This window comes from Streptomyces sp. NPDC088746 (assembly GCF_044751065.1).
Lineage (GTDB): Bacteria > Actinomycetota > Actinomycetes > Streptomycetales > Streptomycetaceae > Streptomyces.
Window position 1 is genome coordinate 1 of the sequence record NZ_JBIVLA010000005.1, and the last position, 16,458, is coordinate 16,458.

The 16,458-nt window shown below is 70.7% G+C and carries 14 protein-coding genes and 1 riboswitch; of the genes, 1 reads left to right on the forward strand and 13 read right to left on the reverse strand.

Features of this window, described 5'->3' with window-relative positions; genetic code table 11:
- Positions 1-167 precede the first annotated feature (167 nt).
- The gene (locus ACIP63_RS22440) at positions 168-1,082 is read right to left on the reverse strand and encodes a peptidoglycan DD-metalloendopeptidase family protein (protein WP_401518311.1); all 915 of its coding nucleotides are present in this window, start codon (positions 1,080-1,082) and stop codon (positions 168-170) included.
- 4 nt (positions 1,083-1,086) lie between these two features.
- Positions 1,087-1,245, reverse strand: a riboswitch (cyclic di-AMP (ydaO/yuaA leader).
- Positions 1,246-1,659: 414 nt separating this feature from the next.
- Between ACIP63_RS22440 and ACIP63_RS22445 the strand changes: the two genes are divergently transcribed.
- Positions 1,660-2,484 (forward strand): tyrosine-protein phosphatase, encoded by an 825-nt coding sequence (locus tag ACIP63_RS22445; RefSeq protein WP_401518313.1) that lies wholly within the window; start codon positions 1,660-1,662, stop codon positions 2,482-2,484.
- Between the two features lie 10 nt (positions 2,485-2,494).
- On the opposite strand, the gene ACIP63_RS22450 is transcribed toward ACIP63_RS22445, so the two are convergent.
- The 12 genes from ACIP63_RS22450 to hpnC form a co-directional block, all read right to left on the reverse strand.
- Positions 2,495-2,668: a DUF6126 family protein gene (locus ACIP63_RS22450; protein WP_393767442.1), complete on the reverse strand. Its 174-nt coding sequence runs from the start codon at positions 2,666-2,668 to the stop codon at positions 2,495-2,497.
- Positions 2,669-2,735: 67 nt separating this feature from the next.
- Complete coding sequence (locus tag ACIP63_RS22455) at positions 2,736-3,356, reverse strand: helix-turn-helix domain-containing protein (RefSeq protein ID WP_401518316.1); 621 nt, start codon at positions 3,354-3,356, stop codon at positions 2,736-2,738.
- Positions 3,357-3,413: 57 nt separating this feature from the next.
- Entirely contained in the window at positions 3,414-4,808 is a 1,395-nt protein-coding gene (locus tag ACIP63_RS22460; RefSeq protein WP_401518318.1) for an aspartate aminotransferase family protein, read from the reverse strand.
- Positions 4,805-6,715 (reverse strand): 1-deoxy-D-xylulose-5-phosphate synthase, encoded by a 1,911-nt coding sequence (gene dxs, locus ACIP63_RS22465; protein ID WP_401518321.1) that lies wholly within the window; start codon positions 6,713-6,715, stop codon positions 4,805-4,807. Before dxs ends, ACIP63_RS22460 begins: the two co-directional genes overlap by 4 nt.
- Before the next feature lie 25 nt (positions 6,716-6,740).
- Positions 6,741-7,910, reverse strand: a complete 1,170-nt coding sequence (gene ispG, locus ACIP63_RS22470; RefSeq protein ID WP_401518324.1) for a flavodoxin-dependent (E)-4-hydroxy-3-methylbut-2-enyl-diphosphate synthase — start codon at positions 7,908-7,910, stop codon at positions 6,741-6,743.
- A gap of 4 nt (positions 7,911-7,914) precedes the next feature.
- A complete protein-coding gene (hpnH, locus tag ACIP63_RS22475; RefSeq protein ID WP_401518326.1) occupies positions 7,915-8,934 on the reverse strand; it encodes an adenosyl-hopene transferase HpnH in 1,020 nt (339 codons plus the stop codon).
- 6 nt (positions 8,935-8,940) lie between these two features.
- Complete coding sequence (locus ACIP63_RS22480) at positions 8,941-9,600, reverse strand: 1-hydroxy-2-methyl-2-butenyl 4-diphosphate reductase (protein WP_401518329.1); 660 nt, start codon at positions 9,598-9,600, stop codon at positions 8,941-8,943.
- A gap of 4 nt (positions 9,601-9,604) precedes the next feature.
- A complete protein-coding gene (shc, locus tag ACIP63_RS22485; RefSeq protein WP_401518331.1) occupies positions 9,605-11,617 on the reverse strand; it encodes a squalene--hopene cyclase in 2,013 nt (670 codons plus the stop codon).
- Positions 11,618-11,721: 104 nt separating this feature from the next.
- Complete coding sequence (locus ACIP63_RS22490; RefSeq protein WP_398966268.1) at positions 11,722-12,825, reverse strand: polyprenyl synthetase family protein; 1,104 nt, start codon at positions 12,823-12,825, stop codon at positions 11,722-11,724.
- Complete coding sequence (hpnE, locus tag ACIP63_RS22495) at positions 12,822-14,210, reverse strand: hydroxysqualene dehydroxylase HpnE (RefSeq protein ID WP_401518334.1); 1,389 nt, start codon at positions 14,208-14,210, stop codon at positions 12,822-12,824. Before hpnE ends, ACIP63_RS22490 begins: the two co-directional genes overlap by 4 nt.
- An 88-nt stretch (positions 14,211-14,298) precedes the next feature.
- The gene (gene hpnD, locus ACIP63_RS22500) at positions 14,299-15,219 is read right to left on the reverse strand and encodes a presqualene diphosphate synthase HpnD (protein WP_401518337.1); all 921 of its coding nucleotides are present in this window, start codon (positions 15,217-15,219) and stop codon (positions 14,299-14,301) included.
- 29 nt (positions 15,220-15,248) lie between these two features.
- Positions 15,249-16,166 (reverse strand): squalene synthase HpnC, encoded by a 918-nt coding sequence (gene hpnC, locus ACIP63_RS22505; protein WP_401518340.1) that lies wholly within the window; start codon positions 16,164-16,166, stop codon positions 15,249-15,251.
- Positions 16,167-16,458 lie beyond the last annotated feature (292 nt).

The window sequence follows — 16,458 nt, forward strand, 5'->3', positions numbered from 1 at the left end:
TTTTCCCCTTTTTTTTTTTCCCCCCCCCATTTTTATTTTGGGGTGGGGTGTTTTTAAAACCCCCCCCTTTTTTTTTTTTTTAACCCCCTTATTCGGGGGGGGGGGGGGCCCCCGGGCCCCCCCGCCCCTCTCCTTCAGCCCGGGATGACACCCTCAGGCGGCGTGTCTCAGATGGAGACGCCGTGCGAGCGCAGGTAGGCGATCGGGTCGACGTCGGAGCCGTAGCTCGGGCCGGTCCGGACCTCGAAGTGGAGGTGCGGGCCGGTGGAGTTGCCGGTGGTCCCGGAGAGGCCGATCTGCTGTCCGCCGGTGACGGTCTGGCCGGCCGAGACCTCGAGCGAGGACAGGTGGGCGTACTGGGAGTACATGCCGTCGCTGTGCTGGATGACGACCTCGTTGCCGTACGAGCCGCTCCAGCCGGCGGAGACCACGGTGCCCGGACCGATGGACCGGACGCTGGTGCCGGAGGCCGCCTGGAAGTCGGAGCCGGTGTGGTAGCCGCTGGACCAGCTGGCGCCCGAGGCGCGGTACTGGGTGGTGACGTTGGCGTTCTCGACGGGGGTGACCCAGCCGGAGCCGGTGCTCTCCTGCGACGCGCCGGAGTCGGCGGTCTCGGCCGCCGGAGCGGAAGCCGCCTCGGCCGGCGCGGCCTTCTTCTCGGCCGGGGCGGCCTTCTTCGCCGCCGACGGGGCGGACTTGGAGGGCGCGGCCTCGGCGGAGCCGGAAGCCTTGGCGCCGAGGGTCAGCTTCATACCCGGGAGGATCAGGCTGGGGTTCTCGCCGACGACTTCGCGGTTGTCCTGGTACAGCTTCTGCCAGCCGCCCTTGATCTTCTGGTCGCCCGCGATCTTCGCCAGGTAGTCGCCGGAGACCACGGAGTAGGTCTTCGGGGCGCTCTTCGCCGACGCCGGGGCGCTGTGCGCGGCTGCGGACTTGGCGGCCGGCGCGGCCTGCTCGGCGGCGTGCGCGCCGGTGGCGCCGATCAGCGGGAGGGCGAGTACGGCGCCGCCGGTCCCTGCGGCAAGGACGCCTCGGGAGATCGGGCCGGTCCTCGTACGACGGTGCTTGCCTTTTGCGGGCATGGGGATGTCCTCTCCGGCGCCTGCGAGGTGAGCTGTCGGGTTCGGACTGGAGATGCCCGGCCGCGCGGTGCGCGTCTTGACCCCGAGCCGTACCGGATCCCTCCGGCCGGCGGCTTACCTGGTTCCCCCGCTCCTGCCACACGTGAGTCGGTGCGGATTCCGGGCGGCGGCAGGATTAGGCGTTCCGTCCGGATGGACCGTGACCGTAAGCGAGCCGGGACGTCGCGAACAAGCCGTGGATTCCGAACCGGAATCCACGCTTCAATTCCGGCGCGGAATTACCGTCACACTCCGTGGATTACGGATCTTGGCTTTCCGCACGGCGTCCGGAATACCCCCCGGCACCTTCGCCACACACCGTCACGGATATGATCCCGCTCACCTGCCTCACCCCATCTCCCGCACAAGCAGGGCATGTTCCGCTAAATACACCAATACGGACATGACGTGATCTCGTCCGCCCGGGGAGACCAGGACCACGGCCGCCGAGACGGTTGCCCGATGCAGCCATGTCGTATCGTCGCGGGCGTGCCCCCGTCGGCGAGCGGCGCCGACGCCCGACACCCCAGGAGCCCTTGTGACGCAGCTGCCAGAGGTCCCGCCGGTCGGCCCCGAGCCGACGGACGTCGACCTGACCGGTGTCCGCAACTTCCGCGACGTCGGCGGGCTTCCGACCGTCGACGGCGGCACCGTGCGGTACGGGCGCCTCTACCGCAGCGGCCATCTCGCCCACGCCACGAAGGCCGACGCCGCCTTCCTCGCCGGGCTCGGCCTGCACACGATCTTCGACTTCCGCAACGCGGCGGACCACAAGCTCGACGGTCTCGACGTGGAGCTGCCCGGCGTCCGGAATGTCAGCATTCCTCTCTCCGACCCGGCGGACGGCGCGGAGTTCTGGCGGCTGGTGCGCGACGGGAACATCCAGCAGCTGCGCTCGATCCTGGCCGACGGCAAGGGGACGGGGCGGATGATCGCCTCGTACCGCTCGATCATCAAGGACCGCACCGCCGAACACAGCCGTGTGCTGCACGCGCTGGCCGAGGACAGCGTGCCGGCCCTGATGCACTGCGCGGCGGGCAAGGACCGGGCCGGGCTGTCGATCGCGGTCTCCCTGCTCGCGGTCGGCGTCGAGAAGGAGGCCATCGAGGCCGACTACCTCAAGTCGAACGACGCGCACCGCCGCTACAAGGTGCGCCGCAGCGACACCTCGCCGGTGGGGATGTCCGACGAGGTGATGGAACTGCTCAATCCGCTCTTCGGCGCCCGCGCCGAATACCTCGCCGCGGCGTTCGACACCATCGACGAGGTCTGGGGCGGCACCGACCGGTATCTCCTGGAAGGGCTGAAGATCAGCGACGGGACCCGCGCGAAGCTGCGTGCGCGACTCGTCGAGGGCGCGTGACGCCTGGGCGTCAGCCCTTGCCGGCCACGGTGAAGAGAAGGAAGAGGAAGCCCGCGATGACGTGTCCGGCCACGAGGTAGGCGAAGAGCCGGATCACGACGCCGCGGGGCATCCGCCTCTCCTGCGTGTCCTTGCTCTTCGGCCTGCGCGGGGTGAGCGGGTCGTAGTACTCCGAATCGGACATGACAGTCCTCTCTTCCGGCCGCTCGGGCCGGGGTGGCGAAGGGGGCGCGCGGTGCGGGTGCGCGGGATCAGAGCCGGTGGATCCCGCTGCCCAGGCACAACTCGGCGGCCGGGCTCTGCAGCAGCGTGTGGACGAAGAGCAGTCGCGCCCCACCGGGGTCGAGAGCCGCGATCCGGTGCGGGGTGAGCGAGTCGAAGTGCGCGCTGTCACCCGGATCGAGGTCGTGCACGGTCTCGCCGAGCACGACCCGCAGCCTGCCGTCGAGGACGTAGAGCCACTCCTCTCCGGGGTGGACGCGCACGAGGTCGTCCTCCACGCCGTACGGGACGCGGACGTGCAGCGCCTGCATGGCGCGGCCCGGCCCGCCCGCCTGCCGGTAGAGCCAGCCGCCCTGCTCGGTGGAGCGGGGCGTGCCGGCGGGCGGGCCGCCGCGGACGATCGCGTCACGTTCGGGCGGCATCTCGCCCAGGAGTTCGGAGACGGTCGTACCGTAGACCCGGGCGAGGCCGAGCAGCATCGGCAGCGAAGGCTGCCTCCGGCCCGTTTCGAGCCGGGAGAGGTGGGCCGGGGAGAGCCCCGCCCGTCCCGCCGCGCTCTCCAGGGTGAGGCCGCGGTTGCGGCGCAGGTCGCGTAGGCGCGGCGCGACCCCCGGGAGTTCGTCGGCCACCCCTCCGTCAGGAGGTTTCATGCCTCCATTGGGCCAGGATTTTTCCTCTGAGGCAAATAATTTGCCTCAGAGGCAACATCAACGGTTGACCACGGCCTGTTTCACCAGCGTCCTGCCGAAGTCCCACATCAGCCCGCCCCCGCTGTGTGCGTCGTCCATGACGGCGGTGAAGGCGGTGACGAAGCGGTCGACCTCCGGCTCCCCGATGACCAGGGGCGGAATCAGCTTGATCACCTCCAGGTGATCACCGGATACCTGGGTGAGGATCCGGTGCTTCTGGAGCAGCGGCACGACCACCATCTGGGCGAAGAGCCCCTTGCGGGCGGCCTGCAACATCGTCCATCGGCTGCGGAGCTTGAGGGAGGACGGCCGGCCGAACTCGATGCCGATCATCAGGCCCCGGCCGCGCACCTCGTGCAGCAGCTCGTAACGGCCGACCAGCGCGGCGAGCCGCTCGCGCAGGAGATCACCGGTGCGGCGGGCGTTCGCGACGGTCTCCTCCTGCTCCATCACCGCGAGGACGGCGAGCCCGGCCGCCATGGCCTGGGCGTTGGACCCGAAGCTGGCGGAGTGGACGAGGACCCGGTCCATCGAGGAGTAGACACGCTTGAAGATCCAGTCCTTGCCGAGTGTCGCCCCGACCGGGACATAGCCGCCGGAGAGCGCCTTGGCGACACAGAGCAGGTCGGGTTCGACGCCCCCCTCGTGCTGGTACGCGTAGAAGTCACCGGTCCTGCCCAGTCCGGTCTGCACCTCGTCGGCGATGAGCACGGCCTTGTGCCGGTGCAGCAGCTCCTGCGCCTCGCGCAGGAAGCCGGGCGGTGAGGCGTGGACGCCCTTGCCCTGGATCGGCTCCACGACCAGCCCGGCCACGTCGCCGCGCTTCAGCTCGCGCCGCAGCGCGTCGAGGTCGCCGAGCGCGATGGCCGTGTCGGGCAGCAGGGGTGCGAATCCGTCGCGGAAGCCCTTCTCACCGTTGACGGAGAGCGAGCCGGTGGTCAGTCCGTGGAACGCGTGGTCGCAGTAGAGGATCCGCGGCTTCCCGGTGGCGTAGCGGGCGAACTTCAGCGCGGTCTCGACCGCCTCCGTACCGCTGTTGCCGAAGAACACCCGGTCGAGGTGCGGGCTGTGCGCCAGCAGCTTCTCGGCCAGCAGTCCGGGCAGCGGCTGGCAGTCGAAGCGGGTGAGGTCGGCCGTCGAGGCGTCCAGGACGTCGTGGAGCGCCTTGCGTACGACGGGGTGGTGCCTGCCCAGCCCCATCACACCGAAGCCGGCGAGCATGTCGAGGTAGTCGTTGCCCTCCGCGTCCCAGAAGTACGCGCCCTCGGCCCGCTCGTAGACCTTGTCGAAACCGAGGGTGTGCAGCATTCGCGGCAGCTGGTGGTTGAGGTGCCGGGTGTGGAGCTCGTAGCGTTCGGCCCCCCGTTCCGCGAGGAGCCGCGTCAGGTCGAAGCCCGGCTGTTCGTCCTTCATGCCCCGTTCTCCTTCGGCGTGTTCCGCTCTCGCACCGCCGTGCGGCGCTCCAGCGCCGCGCTGATGCGTCCGGCGATCTCCACCGGGGTGAGCCCGATCTCGGCGAGTACCTCACCGCGCCCGGCGTGCGCGAGGAACTGCTCGGGGATGCCGAACGTCCGCAGCGGTACGTCGACTCCGGCGTCCCGCAGGGCCTGGCCGACGGCCCAGCCGACCCCGCCCGACCGGCTGTTGTCCTCGACGACCGCCACCAGCCGGTGCTGCGCGGCGAGTGCGGGCAGCTGCTCGTCGACCGGTTTGACCCAGCGCGGGTCGACGACCGTGCAGCGGATCCCGGATCCGGCGAGCAGGTCGGCGGCCTGCAGACAGACCGGCGCGAGCACGCCGACGGCCACCAGCAGGACGTCCGGGTCGGGAGCCCGGTGCAGGACGTCCATCCCGCCGATCCTCCCGACGGCCGCGACCGGCTCCCCCACCGACTCCTTGGGGAACCGGACCACCGTGGGGGCGTCGTCGACGTCGACGGCCTCGCGCAGCTCCTCACGGAGCCGGTCGGCGTCGCGCGGGGCCGCGATCCGCAGACCCGGGACGACCTGGAGCACGGACATGTCCCACATGCCGTTGTGCGAGGGGCCGTCGACCCCGGTGACACCGGCCCGGTCCAGCACGAAGGTCACCCCGCAGCGGTGGAGGGCGACGTCCATCAGCAGCTGGTCGAAGGCCCGGTTGAGGAAGGTCGCGTAGACGGCGACGACCGGGTGCAGGCCTCCGGTGGCCAGCCCGGCGGCGGAGACCGCCGCATGCTGCTCGGCGATCCCGACGTCCCAGACCCGGTCGGGGAACTCCGCCGCGAAGCGGGTCAGCCCGACCGGATGCAGCATCGCCGCGGTGATCGCGACGACGTCCGGGCGCTCGGCCCCGATCTCCGCGATCTCGTCGCCGAACACCGACGTCCAGGAGGGCGCGGCGGGCACGACGAGTGGTTCGCAGGTCATCGGGTCCATCCTGCCGACGGTGTGGAACCGGTCGGCGTCGTCGGCCAGGGCGGGCGCGAAGCCACGTCCCTTCTCGGTGAGGCAGTGCACCAGCACCGGGCCGTGGAAACGCTTGGCCCGGTGCAGTGCGGACTCGACCGCCGCCGTGTCGTGCCCGTCGACCGGGCCGACGTACTTGAGGCCCAGGTCCTCGAACATCCCCTGCGGCGCGAAGGTGTCCTTGAAGCCCTTCTTCGCGCCGTGCAGCGACCCGTACAGCGGCTGTCCGATGACCGGCGTCTGCTGGAGCACCTCCTTGCCCCAGGACAGGAAGCGCTCGTAGCCGTCGGTGGTGCGGAGGGTGGCGAGGTGGTCGGCGAGCCCGCCGATGGTGGGGGCGTAGGAGCGCTCGTTGTCGTTCACGACGATGATCAGCGGGCGGTCCCTGGCCGCGGCGATGTTGTTGAGCGCCTCCCAGGCCATTCCGCCGGTGAGGGCCCCGTCGCCGATGACCGCCACGACATGGCGCCCGCGCTCCAGCACCTCGTCGGCCTTGGCGAGGCCGTCGGCCCAGCCGAGCACGGTGGAGGCGTGGGAGTTCTCGATGACGTCGTGCTCGGACTCCTCGCGGGAGGGGTAGCCCGAGAGGCCCCCCTTGCTGCGCAGCTTGGAGAAGTCCTGCCGCCCGGTCAGCAGCTTGTGCACGTAACTCTGGTGCCCGGTGTCCCACAGGATCCGGTCCACCGGTGAGTCGAAGACCCGGTGGAGGGCGATGGTGAGTTCGACCACGCCGAGGTTGGGGCCGAGATGACCGCCCGTCCTCGCCACCGCCCGGATGAGGAACGCCCTGATCTCCTCGGCGAGTTCACCGAGTTCCGGTCGGCTCAGTGCCTTGAGATCCTGCGGCCCCTTGATGGATTCCAGCATCGTCACGCCCGGGCCCCTCTCTCTGCTCCTGCTATCGGCTCACGGTCACGGCGGGGGCCCCGCCGGGCGCCCCCGCTTCCTCCATACCCTCCGCGATCTTCATTGCTTCCTCGATGAGGGTCTCCACGATCTTCGACTCCGGGACGGTCTTGATGACCTCGCCCTTCACGAAGATCTGGCCCTTGCCGTTGCCGGACGCCACACCCAGATCGGCCTCACGGGCCTCACCCGGACCGTTCACGACACAGCCCATCACCGCGACCCGCAGCGGGACCTCCATGCCCTCCAGACCCGCACTGACCTGGTCCGCGAGCTTGTACACGTCCACCTGCGCACGCCCGCACGACGGACACGACACGATCTCCAGCCGCCGCTGCTTCAGATTCAGCGCCTCAAGGATCTGCAGCCCGACCTTGACCTCCTCCGCCGGAGGCGCCGACAACGACACCCGGATGGTGTCCCCGATGCCCTCCGAGAGCAGCGCACCGAACGCCACCGCGGACTTGATCGTCCCCTGGAACGCCGGACCGGCCTCCGTCACACCCAGGTGCAGCGGATAGTCCGACTGCGCGGCCAACTGACGGTAGGCGTTCACCATCACGACCGGATCGTTGTGCTTCACCGAGATCTTGATGTCCCGGAAACCGTGCTCCTCGAACAGCGACGCCTCCCACAGCGCCGACTCCACCAGGGCCTCCGGCGTCGCCTTGCCGTACTTCTTCAGCAGCCGCGCGTCCAGCGAACCCGCGTTCACCCCGATACGGATCGGAGTACCCGCGTCACCGGCCGCCTTCGCGATCTCCTTGACCTTGTCGTCGAACTGCTTGATGTTGCCCGGATTCACCCGGACCGCCGCACAGCCCGCGTCGATCGCCGCGAACACGTACTTCGGCTGGAAGTGGATGTCCGCGATCACCGGGATCTGCGACTTCTTCGCGATCGTCGCCAACGCGTCCGCGTCATCCTGCGTCGGACACGCCACCCGCACGATCTGACAGCCCGAAGCCGTCAGCTCCGCGATCTGCTGCAACGTCGCACCGATGTCCGACGTACGCGTCGTCGTCATCGACTGCACCGACACCGGTGCGTCCCCGCCGACCGCCACCGACCCGACCTGGATGCGCCGCGAGGGGCGGCGCACCGCGAGGGGCCGGGCCGGCAGCTCGGGGAGACCCAGTACGACCGGCTCTCCTGCTCTCATGACGTCACCGGTTCCCGCCGATCGTCTCCCGGGCCGCTCGCAGGGATTCCTTCAGCGACCCCATGGTGGCGAGCACGGCGGTGGGCTCGTAGCCGCAGTGCGCCATGCAGTTGGCGCAGCGTGGGTCCTTGCCGCGGCCGTACTTGTCCCAGTCGGTGTCCTCGATGAGCTCCCGGTAGGTGGGGACGTACCCGTCGCTCATCAGGTAACAGGGCCGCTGCCAGCCGAAGAGCGAGTAGTTGGGGATCGCCCAGGCCGTGCAGGCGAAGTCGGCCTTGCCCTCCAGGAAGTCCAGGAAGAGCGGCGAGTGGTTGAGCCTCCAGCGGCTCCGGTTGCCGCCCGCGAAGGACTTCTTGAAGAGCTCGCGGGTCTGCTCGACACCCAGGAAGTGCTCCTGGTCGGGGGCCTTCTCGTAGGCGTAGGCGGGCGAGATCATCATCTCGTCGACCTTGATCTCGTCGTTGAGGAAGTTCAGCACCTCGATGACGGTCTGCGGGGTGTCGGTGTTGAAGAAGGTGGAGTTGGTCGTGACCCGGAAGCCGCGCCGCTTGGCCTCCTTCATCGCCTCCACCGCTTCGTCGAAGACGCCTTCCTTGGCGACCGACTCGTCGTGCCGCTCGCGCAGCCCGTCGATGTGCACCGCGAAGGCGAAGTACGGCGACGGGGTGAACTTGTCGAGCTTCTTGCGCATCAGCATGGCATTGGTGCAGAGGAAGACGTATTTCTTCTTCGCCACCAACTGACGCACGATCTCGTCGATCTGCGGGTGCATCAGCGGCTCGCCACCGGCGATGGAGACCATCGGGGCGCCTGATTCCAGCACCGCCCCGACCGCCTGGGCGACCGGCATGCGCTGCTTGAGCACCCCGGCCGGATGCTGGATCTTCCCACAGCCCTCGCACGCGAGATTGCAGGCGAACAAGGGCTCCAATTCGACGATCAGCGGGAACTTCTCACGCTTGCGGAGCTTCTGTTCGAAGAGATACGTCGCAACCTTGATGGACTGACGGAGCGGCATGGCCATCTGGGCTCACCTCCTGGGGAGCAGCAAAGATCGGTGCCATTCATGGAAAGCCGGAAGGACAGCACGGAGAACGCGGAATGCCGATATTCCACCGCGGACCGTGCCGATGCGGACGAGCTCATGCTCTGGGGCGTCCACGACCACCCGTACGGCGGCAACGGGGCGTGGCCCCGTCCGTACGGCGGTGCGGAGGGTGGCGGCGGACTCCATGTCCACCGCGATGGCGCCGGTGGCCCGGAGCGAGGCCCGTTCCGGACCCCGGACGACATGTGCGGACCCGCCCAGCGGACCCGTGTGGACGGTACGTCCGGGCGCCGCCCTGACCAGTGCGTCGACCAGCAGGCCGGTGCCCGTGCAGCTGGTGGTGCCGCCGTGGTCGCGGGTCTCCTCGGCCACCACCAGATCGCCCGGGTGCATGCCGGGTTCCAGCCCGGCGCAGAAGCCGGAGGCGATGACCGCGGCGCCTCCGGCCCCGTCCTGTCCCAGGGCGAGCCGGACGGCGCTCTCGGCGGCCCGGGGGCCCATCCCGGACCTGATGATGGTCACGGGCCCGGGGCCCGGGGCGCCGCCTCTCCTGCCGGTGCGCAGGGCGAAGCGCTCGATGCCGAGCGCGCAGGCGATCAGCAGCGGCGTGGTGGGAGCGGGCGGCTCCTGTGGACCACCCATCGGCTCAGGCCCCCTTGCCGGTGCCCGCGCCGATACCGGCCGCGGTGGCGAAGGGGTCCCCGTAGACGTACCGGCCGAGGGCGGTGAGGGGGAACACCTGCCGGTACAGGTGGTAGTTGATGGAGAAGTCCCACGGGAAACCGGTCCCGGTGAAGTGCGGTTCGTCCCAGGATCCGTCCGGCTGCTGGGTCCCGGCCAGCCAGGCGACGCCCCGTTCCACGGACCTGCTCTCCCGCTCCCCCGCGGCCAGGAGGGCGAGGAGCGCCCACGCGGTCTGGGACGCGGTCGAGGTGCCGTGGCCGATCCACTTCTCCTCACGGTAGGAGCGCAGGTCCTCGCCCCAGCCTCCGTCGTCGTTCTGGACGGACTTCAGCCAATCGACGGCCCGCCGCACCGACGGGTGCGCGGCCGGCAGCCCGGCGGCGATCAGCGCGGGCACCACGGAGCCCGTCCCGTAGATGTAGTTGACGCCCCACCGGCCGAACCAGGCGCCGTTCGCCTCCTGTTCGGCGAGCAGCCACTCGATGCCCCGGCGGGTACGGGGATGGTCCGCCCGCCCCTCGACGGCGAGCATCTCCACCACGTGTCCGGTGACATCGGCCGACGGGGGGTCGATGACCTCGCCGAAGTCGCAGAACGGCAGGCGGTTGGGGAACGGGCTCGTGTTGTCCGCGTCGAAGGCTCCCCAGGCACCGTTGCGTGACTGCATGCCGAGGTTCCAGCGCACTCCGCGCGCGATGGCGGCCTCGACCCTGGCCGGATCCGGGTGGCGGACGCGGCGCAGCGCCAGGACGACTTCGGCGGTGTCGTCGATGTCCGGGTAGTTGTCGTTGTGGAACTCGAACGCCCAGCCGCCCGGCGCCAGTTCGGGCTTGCGTACGGACCAGTCGCCGGGCCGCACGATCTCCTCGCCGAGCATCCAGTCGGCCGCTTTCACGAGCGCCGGGTGGTCGGCGCCCACACCCGCGTCGGCGAGAGCGATGGTGGCGAGACAGGTGTCCCAGACCGGGGACTGGCAGGCCTCGATCATGCGGGCGCCGTCCTCACGCCACACGGTGAACCGGTCGAGCGACTCGAGCCCCGCCCGCATGACCGGATGGTCGAGGTCGTAGCCGAGCAGGTGCAGGGCGATGACGGAGTACACCGCGGGAGGCTGGATGCCGCCCCAGCAGCCGTCGTTCTCCTGGCGTTCGATGATCCAGCGGGCGGCGGCGTTCATGGCGCTGCGCCGCAGCCTGCGCGGGGCCACCTTGTGGTAGAGGTGCAGCGCCCGGTCGAGCCGCTGGAAGACTCCGTCCCAACTCGCGGCCGGGGCGGCGGGCTTGGGCGGATTGGGGCACGCCGGATCGGTGTGCAGCTCGTCCAGGGTGAACGGGGCGGGGCGTACGGGCCGCTTCGCGGACACGATGGTGAGCGGCACGATGGTCTGGCGGGCCCAGCATCCGAAGTCGTAGATGTTGAGCGGGACCCACTTCGGGAAGAACATCAGCTCGGGCGGGAGCTCGGGCAGGTCGTCCCACTTCCACCAGCCGAAGAGCGCGAGCCAGATCCGGGTGAAGACCCGGGACTCCGCGATGCCGCCCTGTTCCCTGACCCAGCCCGCCGCGCGGATCATGTGGGGGTCGTCCGGCAGATCGCCGGCCAGCCTCAGCGCGACGTACGCCTCGATGGTGGCGGAGAGGTCGGGCGGCCCCTCGTAGAAGGTGTTCCAGGTGCCGTCGCCCAGCTGCTCGCCCCGGATGAAACGGGCGGCGGCCTTGACGGTGTCCGGGTCCTGGATGCCCAGGAACTGACGCAGCAGCAGGTCCTCCGCGTCCATGGTGACGTTGGTGGCGAGGTCTCCCTTCCACCAGCCCTGCTCGTCCTGCCTGCCGAGGAGGTGCTCCACCGAGCGTTCCGCGGCCTGCCGCGCGACGGCCAGGATGTCGTCCGCGGCGTTGGTTGATTCGGTCGGATCGCTGGCCGAGGCTGCGCGGAGGTTCGCGGCCCCGGTGCTTCCGTCGGTCGTCGCTGTCATGGCTTCCCCTTCGTGCAGTCTGGTCCTCTGCTGTGCTGGGGTCTCCGTCGGCGGGCGCCCCGTGGGGCGCCCGCCGGCGACTGCGAGTCATATCTGGATGGTCATCATCTCTTTCGTACGACCACGAAGTCGGCGAGCTCGGTGAGCTGCGCCCGTACTCGTTCCGGCATGTCGACGCCGTGCAGCGCCTCGATGGCTACCGCGTGCTGACGGCGGGCTTCCTGGGCGGTCCATTCACGGCCGCCCGCCTCCTCGATGAGTGCCGCACGGGCGGCGAACTCCTCTTCGGAGAAGCTGTCGAAGTCGTTGCTCTTCGCGTCGGCGGCGAGCAGCTCGCCCAGGCGCTCCGAGGCCGGTCCGCCGGCGGCGAGCGCGGCCACGACGGGCAGGGACTTCTTGCGCTGGCGCAGATCGCTCCAGGTCTGCTTGCCCGTGGACTCCGGGTCTCCCCAGATCCCGAGCAGGTCGTCGACCGCCTGGAAGGCGAGGCCGAGGTGGTAACCGTAGGCCTCCAGGACGTCGGCCGTACGGTCGTCGGCTCCGCCGAGCACGGCGCCGATGGAGACGGCGCAGGCGAGCAGGGCGCCCGTCTTGTTGCCCTCCATCTCCAGGCACTCCTCGACGGTGACCCGCTCGCGGTGCTCGTAGGAGATGTCCTGGGCCTGACCGTCGATCAGCTTGCGGCTGGCCGTGGTCAGCCGGCGGGCGGCCCGGCCGGCCTCGACGGTGCCGAGCTCCAGCAGGATCTCGTTGGCCAGCGCGAAGAGCGCGTCGCCGACGAGGATCGCCTGGGCGGGGCCGTGCACCTTCCACACGGTGTCACGGTGCCGGCGCTGCTCGTCGCCGTCCATCAGGTCGTCGTGCAACAGCGAGAAGTTGTGCACGAGTTCGACGGCTACGGCTCCGGGGATGCCGGCCTCCGCCGGGGCACCCGCCGCTTCCGCGGACAGCAGGGCCAGCGCGGGACGCACCGCCTTGCCCCCGTCGCCGTCGGCCGGCCTGCCCTGGGCATCGATCCAGCCGAAGTGATAGGCCGCGACGGTGTCCATGGGCGGCGCCAGCCGGTCCACGGCAGCTCGCAGCACCGGCGCTGACAGGGCCCTTCCGCGCTCCAGAAGCGCGGTGACGTCCGTGGTGTCCGCCACGGTGTCGTAAGCCGGATTCGCCGGGGTCACAGACTCTCCTCTTGTTCCGGTGGTACTGCTCATGCCGCCTCCTGCAGCGGATGTTCGTGTGGCCGGCCGAGGGCCTGGAGCGCGGCGTCCGCGGCACTGAAGCCGCTGCGGACGGCACCCTCCATCGTGGCGGGCCAGCCGGTGGCGGTCCATGCTCCCGCCAGGTGCAGCCCGGGGGCGCGGGTGTGCGTGCCCGGCCGCAGGCGGCCCACGCCCGGCGTGGGTGCGAAGGTCGCGGTGCGCTCGCGGGTGACGAAGAAGTCGCGGATCCCGGCCCCTCGGGCTGCGGGGAGGAGCCGTTCGAGCTCGGGCAGGTACCGCTTGCGCAGCTCGGCGACGGGCAGGTCGATCTCGTCCCGCGCCGCGGACTGGGACACCGCGAGGTACTGCCCGGCGCCCTGGAGTCCGGAGGACGCCGTGCGGTCGAAGACCCATTGCACGGGTGAGCCGAGGGCGGCGAAGAACGGTCTGCGCAGCACCTCGCGGTCGTAGACGACGTGCACGTTGAGGATCGGTGCGTCGGTGAGGTCGAGCAGCCGGCCGGGGTCGTCGAGCGCTCCGTCGGGCAGCAGCCGGTGGGTCTCCCCCTGCGGCACGGCGAGGACGACGGTGTCCGCCTCGAATCGTTCGCCGTCGGTCCCGACGGCCCAGCGGCCGTCCTCGGTGCGGGTGAGGGAGCCGGCCCGGGTGCGCACACGGAGCTCGGCACCCGCCGACTCGAGCGCCTTGCGGGCGAGGGTGTCGTGGAGGTCGCCGAGCGGCACGGCCGCCCAGCCGATGTCGGCGGCGCCCGGCTCGGAGAGGAGGCCCGTCTTGAAGACCTTCGCGGCCAGCGCCATCGAGGCGTCGGGCGCGGTGGCGTTGAGTGTCGCGACGCCGACGAGGTCCCAGAGGGCCTCGATGGCGCGGCTCGACTGTCCGTGGCGGCGGAGCCAGGTGGCGAAGTCGATGCCGTCGAGCGCGGGGTCGGCGGGGTCGAGACGGCCCAGCGCCAGTGCGGCGCGGGCGACCCCGGCCTTGTCCGCGAGCGAGAGGTGCGGGTAGGCGGCGAGCCCGCCGGCGAGGTGCAGCGGTACGGGCAGTCCGGTGCGGCGCAGCCGCCCGAGCCGCGGACCCGCGGTCCGGCCCACGTCGAGCACGGGCACGTCGAGGCGGTCCTGAAGAGGGGCCAGGTGGGCCCCTTCGATCCGGTCCAGGAACCAGCGGTAGGCGGTGCAGCAGCGCAGGTAGACATGCTGGCCGTTGTCGACGGACAGGTCGCCGCGCCGGAAGGAGAAGGCGAGCCCGCCGAGCCGGGGGCGGCCTTCGAGCAGGGTCACGTCGAGCCCCGCGTCCGCGAGACGCAGCGCCGAGGTGACGCCCGCGAGCCCGCCGCCGACGACCACTGCCCGGGAGGACCGGGGGTTCCGGCCGGTCATGCCTGCTCCCTTCGCCGTGTCGTCGCAGACAGGGACGCACCGCGGCGCCCCGGGGTTGCCCGCCCCCGGACCCGGATCGGACCCGTCATCAGACCCTCCCCCTCGCCGTCCGGCGTGAGATGTAACGCGCGTCGAGACCCGACAGGCCGCGCACCGCAACGTACGCCTTCTCATGGCCGGGCAGCGAGACCCTGCCGCGCAGGACCGCCTCGGGATCGCGTTCGATCCGGTCGAGGAGCCGGCGGTAGATGCCGGCCATGGCGGCCACGCAGGCACCGCTGCGCCGGTCCAGCATGGGCAGCAGCCGGTAGCCCTCGGCGAAGAGCGCCCGGGCGCGCCGGACCTCGAAGTGCACCAGCCCGGCGAAGTCGGCCCCGGGGGGCGGGGTGGCCCGGTGGAATCCGGCGGAACAGCCGAATTTCGCGAGGTCGTCGGCGGGCAGGTACGTACGCCCGTTGCCCGCGTCCTCGCGGACGTCGCGCAGGATGTTGGTGAGCTGGAGTGCGAGGCCGAGGGTGTCGGCGTACTCCGCGGCCCGTTCGGCGCCCGGTGCGCCCGCTTCCGTCCCGAAAACGCCCAGGCTGAGCCGCCCGATGGCACCCGCGACACACCGGCAGTACGCCTTGAGGTCGTCCCACGTCTCGTACGTCGCTCCGCGCACGTCCATCAGGACACCGTCGATGAGCTCGTCGAGACCGCCGAGCGGCAGCGGGAACCGGTGCGCGGCGTCGGCCAGGGCGACCGCGACCGGGTCGGTGTCGTCCTCCTCGACCGCGTTGTCCCGGATCCGGACGAGCAGTCCCCGGGTGTCCTCCAGCCGGGTGCGCTTCGTCTCCGGATCCAGCTCGCCGTCGCCGATGTCGTCGACCCGACGGGAGAAGGCGTACAACGCCGACATGGCCTGCCGCTTCTCGTACGGCAGCAGTCGGATGCCGTACGCGAAGTTGCGGGCCTGCTGTCCGGTCACGGCCTCGCAGTAGCTGTACGCGGCCTGTACCGGTGCCGACATGTACGTCGTCTGTCCCTCCACGGTCCGGCTCACCCCTCTCTGTGCGCTCTTCGCAGGACGTCTCCCACCTCGCGCAGCAGCCTGGGCGCGGTGGGTCTGGGCGGTCCGGGCAGTACGTCGAAACCGGCGGCCGTGACCGCGCCGAGGGCGGCCCGTCCTCCGCCGACGAATCCGGCGAGCAGCAGCTTGAGCCGGCCGTGGACGCTGCCCACCAGGGGGACTCCCTCGTCCAGCAGGTCGCGGGCGCGCTCCGCCTCGAAGGCGATCAGCGACCGCACCGCCGCGCCCGCGGACGGTGCCGCCAGGTCCGGTTCGCCGACGTGGAAGCGGGCCATGTCCTCGGCGGGCAGGTAGATCCGGTCGCGGCCGAGGTCCTCGGCGACGTCCTGGAGGTGCTCGGCGATCTGCAGCGCGGTGCAGACGGCGTCGGAGCGACGGATCCGCTCGGGGCTCGCGGTGCCGGTGATCTGCAGGACGAGGCGGCCGACGGGGTTGGCCGAGAGCTCGCAGTAGGCCAGCAGATCCCCGTAGGTCCCGTAGCGGCGGACCTTCTGGTCCTGCCGGTTGGCCTCGACGAGCCCGAGGAAGGGTTCGGGGGTGAGGGCGCAGCGCCGCACGGTGGGGCGCAGGGCGCGCATCAGGGGGTGGTGCGGGTCGTCGCCGGTGGACCGGAAGACGCGGTACAGATCGGCTTCGAGCGCGTCCAGGACGGCGAGCCGGTCCTCGGCCTGTCCGGGTTCGAGCCCGAGGTGGCGGGCGTCGGCGCCACCGGGAGCCAGGTCGCCGTCACCGATGTCGTCGACGAGGCGGGCGAATCCGTAGACGGCCATCAGGTCGTCGCGCCATGCCCGGGGCAGGAAGAAGGGGGCCACGGGGAAGTTCTCGTCGGCGGCCTTGTCGAGCGTGGCGGTGGCGGCGTCCGAGCGCGCCTGCTGGGTACGGGTCACTGCGTACCGCCCGACGCGGGGACGGCGAAACCACGTCGGAGCTGGAGATTTTCCATCATTGCCGTCATATCTCCCGTTCTACACTGCTGACCCAAAACATCCCTTTTCGGACACGCCGCTCGTCCGGCCGAGTGCGACACGCACACAACGGGCGATGCGCGGGGGCGTATCACCCCACATAGCCGCGAATCAGCACCGTCCCAGCTTACGTTGTACAGCTCACAGGACTGCGCCGGGGTACAGCGCGCCCTCGTGCAACGCATCGGCCGCCGTCAACCTTCCCCGGATCCCG

What these genes read in the sequence shown, in the direction of transcription:
- ACIP63_RS22440 (WP_401518311.1), bottom strand. Translation starts at nt 1,082, where the DNA reads ATGCCCGCAAAAGGCAAGCACCGTCGTACGAGGACCGGCCCGATCTCC.
- ACIP63_RS22450 (WP_393767442.1), bottom strand. Translation starts at nt 2,668, where the DNA reads ATGTCCGATTCGGAGTACTACGACCCGCTCACCCCGCGCAGGCCGAAG.
- ACIP63_RS22455 (WP_401518316.1), bottom strand. Translation starts at nt 3,356, where the DNA reads ATGAAACCTCCTGACGGAGGGGTGGCCGACGAACTCCCGGGGGTCGCG.
- ACIP63_RS22460 (WP_401518318.1), bottom strand. Translation starts at nt 4,808, where the DNA reads ATGAAGGACGAACAGCCGGGCTTCGACCTGACGCGGCTCCTCGCGGAA.
- ispG (WP_401518324.1), bottom strand. Translation starts at nt 7,910, where the DNA reads ATGAGAGCAGGAGAGCCGGTCGTACTGGGTCTCCCCGAGCTGCCGGCC.
- hpnH (WP_401518326.1), bottom strand. Translation starts at nt 8,934, where the DNA reads ATGGCCATGCCGCTCCGTCAGTCCATCAAGGTTGCGACGTATCTCTTC.
- ACIP63_RS22480 (WP_401518329.1), bottom strand. Translation starts at nt 9,600, where the DNA reads ATGGGTGGTCCACAGGAGCCGCCCGCTCCCACCACGCCGCTGCTGATC.
- shc (WP_401518331.1), bottom strand. Translation starts at nt 11,617, where the DNA reads ATGACAGCGACGACCGACGGAAGCACCGGGGCCGCGAACCTCCGCGCA.
- ACIP63_RS22490 (WP_398966268.1), bottom strand. Translation starts at nt 12,825, where the DNA reads ATGAGCAGTACCACCGGAACAAGAGGAGAGTCTGTGACCCCGGCGAAT.
- hpnE (WP_401518334.1), bottom strand. Translation starts at nt 14,210, where the DNA reads ATGACCGGCCGGAACCCCCGGTCCTCCCGGGCAGTGGTCGTCGGCGGC.
- hpnD (WP_401518337.1), bottom strand. Translation starts at nt 15,219, where the DNA reads ATGTCGGCACCGGTACAGGCCGCGTACAGCTACTGCGAGGCCGTGACC.